Below are 6,170 nucleotides of genomic sequence, written 5' to 3'. Positions count from 1 at the left end.
CCCGGATAGCGCTTCCCACTCCACATCCGTCAGCTCATGACGACGCACCATGACGACATGATCCCCCATCAGGCCACTTTGAAGACACTGCCTAGAGGTGGCGGTCAGGGTGAGAACGGCTTCGTCCCGGCCGTAGGACCCGAGCCACTCCGTGAACTTCGCGTCGGCCGTCTCCGCCTTGGCCCAGACACTGAGGATGGCCGGCCCGCCCGGGCGGAAGCGGAGCTCCACCTCGTATGCGACGTCCTGGTCCTCAAGGACCGTGCTGCCCATGACGTCGGTCCTCCTGGTGCTGATCGGGATGTCCGGTGCCCGGCGGGGAGGCGTCGGCTTCACGGGCGCGACCCCGCCGTGCACCTTCAGCGTGGCACACCGCCCGCGCCGGGCGGCGGTCCGGCCTGCCGCCCCGACCCGTCGGACCGGGCGGTCAGTCGTTCGTCACACCCCAGCCGATGTCCCCCGCGAGGCCCCAGCCTGGGTCCCGGGTGACTCCCCAGCTGACGTCGCCGTATCCCCATCCGCTGTCGCGGTCCATGCCCGTCCCCTCTCTGCCAAGGCGACGCCGTCTTCCGGGTGCGCCGTGGAGGCCGACCGTACCCGCAAGGTCCCTCGTCCGGTACCCCGTCCGAGCCCTCCATCTATGAGCCTCATACGCCGTTCCTGCAGGTAAGAGGGATGAGTGGCACATCTGTGAGGTGTGAGGGGGCGCCCAGGCGAGGCCTTCGCCGACCTCCGCACGGCGCCCGTCCCACCTCTTCCAGAATTCTCCGAGAGGGTTAAGAGAAAGGGTTAAAAGCTAGGGTAAGTACTGCTAGGGTTGCGGTACGGAAGGAGATCGACATGCCCACCGAGGAAGAGCTGTTTGCGTCCGTGGACGCGCTGTTGGGGGAGGAGCCGCAGCTCCCGCCTCCGGCCGAGCGGGCCCGGCTGCGTGAGGCCGCCGGTATTACCCAGGCCCGCCTCGCGCAGGCGTTGAAGTCCTCCACGCAGACGGTGAAGAACTGGGAGAACGGACGCAGCGAGCCGAAGGAACCGCGGTTGACGGCGTACCAGCGGCTGTTGAAGGGCTGGGCGGCGAAGTACCCCGCCTCCAGCGCTCCCGCCGCCGCGCCCGCCCCGGCCACGGCTGCCGCGCCGCAGCCGGTGCCGGAGACGTTCACCGGCCCGGCGGTATCCGAGTCCGCCGACACGGCTGCCACTGCGCAGCCCTCCGTTGCCCCGGTCGCGCCGGAGCGTCCCGCCCGTCCGGCTGGACGTCCGGCAACATCGTCCCGGCGCCCCGCCCGTAAGCGCGTCGTTCCGAACATTGCCGCCGCGCCGTACCAGCACGGCCCGCTCGCTGTCCTGGACGGCGACGGGACCGCGTACGGCGTCGAGGGGATCGTGCTGGACTGCCCGGCGACCACCGTGGTGGAACTGGTGGAGTGGACGCTGCGTGAGTCCGGTCTCGGAGCGCCGAAGCTCAACCGGTACGGCAAGGACTCCGACCCGCTGATCGTGCTCACCGCGGCGGCCGCGGTGAAGCTGGGGCTGCCCGAGCGTCTGGAGGGCCACGAGCAGCGCCGTTCCCTGCGCCTGCCTGAGGACCACCCGGTCGTCAAGCAGGTCGCGAAGGCCAAGTGGCAGCTCACGCAGCGCGGGTTCGGCCCGTGGGCGCGAATCTACCGCAAGGCCCAAGGGCGCGAGCGGCAGTGCGTGCAGCTGGCGATCCTGTCCTGGGACGCCCTGGACGAGCGGTCCTGGCCCGGCGTTGTCGAGATGGAGCCGGCCGACATCGCCCGCGTCCTGGGCGTCTATGCCCAGCGGGTCATCACCCCGCGCGGATCGACGGCCGTCTCCGGGCTGGAGCTGATGACGGCGCTGCGCCCGCCGACGAAGCCGGAGCGCGATGCGGAGACCGGCAACTGGGTCTCCGGCCACAACCCCGGCAGCTTGGGGACGGAGCCGATGGACCCGGCGCCGCCGGAGGCCACCCCGGAGCACCCCGTCGTCGTGAACTCCGGCTGGACGGGCGGCTTCCTCAACGAGGAGGCCTACCAGTGGGTGCGGGACGTCAACACGCTCTCCGACGAGGAGTGCACCCTGCCGTACGCGGTCGGCCTCGACCTGAACACCGCGTTCCTCGCCGCCGCGGCCCGCCTGGTCGTCGGCCTGTCCGCCCCGGACCACTTCCACAACGTGAAGTTCAACCCGAAGATCCCCGGCTCGTGGCTGGCCGACCTGTCCCACATCGAGCTCGACCCGCGCCTGCCCTCACCGTTCACGCCGGACGGCTCCCGCCCCACCGGCCCGGCCTGGTACCAGACCCACACCCTGGCCTATGCCCAGGAGCTCGGGCACGACGTGCACCCGATCGAGGCGTACCTGCGCCGGGAGACCGGCGCCTACCTCGACCCCTGGCACGACCGGCTCAAGACCGCCTACGTCGACACCCTCGCCGACATAGGCGTCACCAAAGACCTGGACGACGCGGCGTTCCTCGCCACGATGGAACAGCACAAGCAGAACGACCCGGCCCTGGCCGCCGTCCTGTCCGCCATCAAGGCCACGGTCAAGGGCGGTGTCGGCAAGCTCCGCGAACGCCCCCAGGGCAAGTCGTACAAGCAGGGCGAGCCGTGGCCGGCCCTCTCCCGGCCGACGTGGCGCCCTGACATCCGGGCCGCCGTCATCTCCAAGGCCCGGGTCAACATGCACCGCAAGCTCAACAACATGGCGAAGATGACCGGGCTGTTCCCGCTGGCCGTGCTGTCCGACTGCGTCGTCTATCCCTCGCCGGGTGAGAGCCCGCTCGACTTCCTCCCGTACGCCGCCTCGGGCAAGCCGCAGCCGGGCGGGTTCCGCCTCGGGCCCACCCCGGGTCTGGCGAAGCTGGAGGGCGTCCAGACGATGCTGTGGGCGGTCGACCTCATGGAGAAGGGCCTGAACCCGGCCCGCCACATCAAGGGCGGCGACGCCGTCCTGGACGAAGGGGAGTAGGACCGTGGGGGAGATCGAGGACGCGATCGAGCGCGCCGACCGCGAGGCGTTCACCAAGGACCCGCCCAAGACGCTGAAGGGCCAGATCGGTTTCCTGCTCAAGCAGTTCGGCAGCGCGAAGGCCGTCGCTCAGGAGCTCGGCGTCACCGCCGACTCGGTGAACCGCTACCGGCGCGGCGCCCGCAAGCACGCCCGCCCGGATGTCGCCGCGAAGATCGACGACACGGTCAAAGCCCGCTGGCAGCCGCTGGTGCGCAAGCGCCGGCGCCAGCAGGCCGCAGCCTCGGGCGGGATCACGGTAGAAACGAGAGCCCGGTTCGGCTACACCGCGCCGGTCGGCACGACCGACGACGGCCGGTTCCGCCGCCTCACTGTGCACCTCCCCCCGCAGTACGCCCAGCGCCTCTTCGACGCCCGCGACACCGGGGCCAGCGACCAGCAGATGCGCGGAATCATCGCCGAAGGGTTCAAGGAAATCTATTTCCAGGACGGCGGAGGCCGTGCTACGGGACTGTCGGACGTGGAAATCAACGACATCGACTACCTGGACCTCGACTACTGAATCCGGAGCCTCTTATGGCGAGCATCAATTACCCGTTGAGCCAAAGCACGATAGTTGTCACACAGGCGGCATATTGGCACCGAAGCTGAGCGTCGGTGCCACGGCAAGCTGTGAACCAGCGTCCAGGCGCCGACACCCATCGGAGTCCTGCGGCACGCAGCTGGCGCGCTGGTGGCAGCGGGTCCGGGGAGACGGCATCCCTGCGGCTCCCTACACCGGTGGTCCGGTCAGGGCTTCGCTGACCATGCGGCAGAGTGTGTTGGCGGTTACGACGGCGGCGTCGAAGGTCTCGGTCCATCCGCCAGCGGGCATCCGCTCGGCGGTCAGGTGTGGGCCGTGTCCTTGAGCGCTCAACTGCTTCAGGACGATCTGCTCGATGCTGTAGGCGGCCGCACCTGAGTCGAACAGCCAGGTGCGCACCAGGATCCACCCCGAGCCCTGAAGACGTGCGATGCGGTCCTCGCGGGTCTCGCGCCCGGTAATGCCGATCTTCACCGCGCCGAAGACCACGTGCGCCATGACATACAGCCACGCTGGCGCGGTCGGGTTGAGCCCGTACTTTGCGCAGCGCGGGCAGCACCGCCCGCGGGTTCGTACGTTGTTCAGTTTGGGCGAGACGATGGCTCCGCAGCTGTTACACAGCGACGTCCATGGAGTACTGACGTTCCGGTACGGCTCCAGCGGTGTGAAGCCTGCCAACTTCATGTCGGCCACGGCCTGCTTTGGATCGCCAGGCCCGCGATGGATACAGAAGCGGCATCGCCCTCCGCGGAGCGTGGTGTTGTCGTAGCGAGGAGCTACCAGGTGGCCGGCGGCGGTGCACTTCGACAGCCAGGGCTTTCCCGTGCCGGGGAACGGCACGAGGGTGGCGAAGCCGTGGCTGCACATCGCGGCCGCAGCCACTGCCGGGTCGACGGGCGCGTTGGGCGCACAGTGCTTGCACGCGCCCTGCCCGCTCATCACGTTGTTCCGATTCGGATAGATGATCTTTCCGCAACCCTCGTTCAGACACCGACACATCCACGGCTTACGTGCGCCGCCGGGGTAGGGCTCAAGGGGCTCGGCGTTGCCTAGCCGTCTCATGTCGGCTACTGCAACATCGTTTGTCAGCACGGCCACGACCTTCTCCTTTTGTGCGTGAGAAACGGCAGTCTCTCGCCCGCCACTGACAGCGCGTCATCCCGTCCCCGAAGACGAAGGGAAGACCTGCGCCCGGAAGGATCAAGCACCCGAAGGACAGGAGTCCCGGATCTTCGGTTCTGGTGACAGGAAGGCAGCAAAAAAGAGCGGTTGTGACAAGTGGTGCGCCTCGTTGGTGACATCCAGACTGCTTCGGACGGTCCCCTTCACCAGCTCATATGGCTCTGCCGATGACAACTACTGAGCCTCGGCTCACCCGTATCCGGACCCGGAGAACGACGCCGAACGTGCCGCGAACCGCCAGGCCGCCGACGACTACCAGCGCCAGGAGGAGGAAGGCGCCGACTTCCTCGACTGGGAGAGGGAGCTGGGATGGCGCTGATGGAGCTCAAGACCCTCGTGGCCCGCATCCGATCCCACACCCGGGAGGAGGGGATCTGCCTATGACCGCATCCACGGCCACCTGGCGCGCGTACGGTGAAGTGACGACCCGCCGGGAGGACCAGATGAGCGCGCAGCCCGACCACGCACCCGTCACCACCTACGCCCCCGCGCCCGGAGCGCCCGCCGAACTCCTCGCCCAGCTGCGCGCCGACAAGCGCGCGACGACGTGGGTGCAGGCCTTCGAGCGCGACTACGCGGCCGCCCTCGAGGAGTCCCGGCGCACGTTCTCCCTGGCCGGGCTCTACGCGGTCGTCCAGGACTGGCAGGGCCGCATCGCGCACGCCCCGGCCGTCGACGCGTTCGTCGCCTCCGGCTACGACGACAGCGACGCCGTCGACCTGGCGGAGCTCCGCCGCCGTCGAAGGTGAGCCCGTCGCCGTACGCGGTCCGTATCTCCGCCGCGGCCGCCAAGGTCCTCGACACCCTGCCCGAGCACGCGGCGGACACCGTGTGGGACATCCTCGCCGCGGCCGCCGCCGATCCGTTCGGCTTCCGGCAGTTCGACACCGACGAGGACGAGGGCGAGGACGTCCGCTACGCGGCCGTCGGCCAGCTCTCCCTCACCTACTGGATCAACCGGCCCCTGCGCAGCTTGACGGTCCTGAACATCGTCTGGCTCGGGTAACTACCCCTGGCAACGGTCCGGCCCCGGCATCGCAACTGCCGGGGCCGGGCCATTTCCGATCGTGGCCACCGCTGTATCCACCAGTAGCCGCCCAGGCAGAGGTCAGATCGCGCGTACCTGCTGGGCCTGCGGTCCCCTCGAGCCCTGGCCGATCTCGAACTCAACCTTCTGGCTCTCCTCCAGGGATCTGAAGCCCTGGCTCACGATCTCCGAGTAGTGGACGAAGAGGTCCGGGTCGCCGCTGTCCTGCTGGATGAACCCGTAGCCCTTCTCCGCGTTGAACCACTTCACGCTGCCCTGAGCCATCGCCCGTCCTTCGTCTCACGATCTGCGGCCACATCGCCGCGGTACGCGCCGATCCTGCACGCCCGCCCCCTCCGGCGAGGTGTCCGACGCCGGACGTTGACCCGATCGAAGGACCCA

General features: G+C 69.0%; 6 protein-coding genes and 1 pseudogene. 4 read left to right on the top strand and 3 right to left on the bottom strand.

Annotated features, from left to right (window positions below):
* A pseudogene (locus ACIP5O_RS36230) lies at window positions 1–273 on the bottom strand (hypothetical protein); the annotation flags it as partial.
* A gap of 567 nt (window positions 274–840) precedes the next feature.
* Between ACIP5O_RS36230 and tap the strand changes: the two are divergent.
* Window positions 841–2,976: a telomere-associated protein Tap gene (tap, locus tag ACIP5O_RS36225; protein ID WP_401301908.1), complete on the top strand. Its 2,136-nt coding sequence runs from the start codon at window positions 841–843 to the stop codon at window positions 2,974–2,976.
* 4 nt (window positions 2,977–2,980) lie between these two features.
* Window positions 2,981–3,538, top strand: a complete 558-nt coding sequence (gene tpg, locus ACIP5O_RS36220; RefSeq protein WP_401301905.1) for a telomere-protecting terminal protein Tpg — start codon at window positions 2,981–2,983, stop codon at window positions 3,536–3,538.
* Window positions 3,539–3,748: 210 nt separating this feature from the next.
* Here the strand turns inward: tpg and ACIP5O_RS36215 are convergent, their stop codons facing one another.
* The gene (locus ACIP5O_RS36215; protein WP_401301902.1) at window positions 3,749–4,657 is read right to left on the bottom strand and encodes a hypothetical protein; all 909 of its coding nucleotides are present in this window, start codon (window positions 4,655–4,657) and stop codon (window positions 3,749–3,751) included.
* A gap of 527 nt (window positions 4,658–5,184) precedes the next feature.
* Here ACIP5O_RS36215 and ACIP5O_RS36210 point away from each other — a divergent pair.
* A complete protein-coding gene (locus tag ACIP5O_RS36210) occupies window positions 5,185–5,490 on the top strand; it encodes a DUF6247 family protein (RefSeq protein ID WP_401301918.1) in 306 nt (101 codons plus the stop codon).
* Window positions 5,487–5,747: a hypothetical protein gene (locus tag ACIP5O_RS36205; RefSeq protein WP_401301899.1), complete on the top strand. Its 261-nt coding sequence runs from the start codon at window positions 5,487–5,489 to the stop codon at window positions 5,745–5,747. The genes ACIP5O_RS36210 and ACIP5O_RS36205 overlap by 4 nt, the downstream gene beginning before the upstream one ends.
* Window positions 5,748–5,849: 102 nt before the next feature.
* On the opposite strand, the gene ACIP5O_RS36200 is transcribed toward ACIP5O_RS36205, so the two are convergent.
* Window positions 5,850–6,053: a cold-shock protein gene (locus tag ACIP5O_RS36200; RefSeq protein ID WP_401301896.1), complete on the bottom strand. Its 204-nt coding sequence runs from the start codon at window positions 6,051–6,053 to the stop codon at window positions 5,850–5,852.
* Window positions 6,054–6,170 lie beyond the last annotated feature (117 nt).

This window comes from Streptomyces sp. NPDC088915 (assembly GCF_044749825.1).
In the GTDB taxonomy this organism is placed as follows: domain Bacteria; phylum Actinomycetota; class Actinomycetes; order Streptomycetales; family Streptomycetaceae; genus Streptomyces.
The sequence above is the reverse complement of the archived record's forward strand: the minus strand, read 5'-3'. Positions and strand labels throughout refer to the sequence as shown.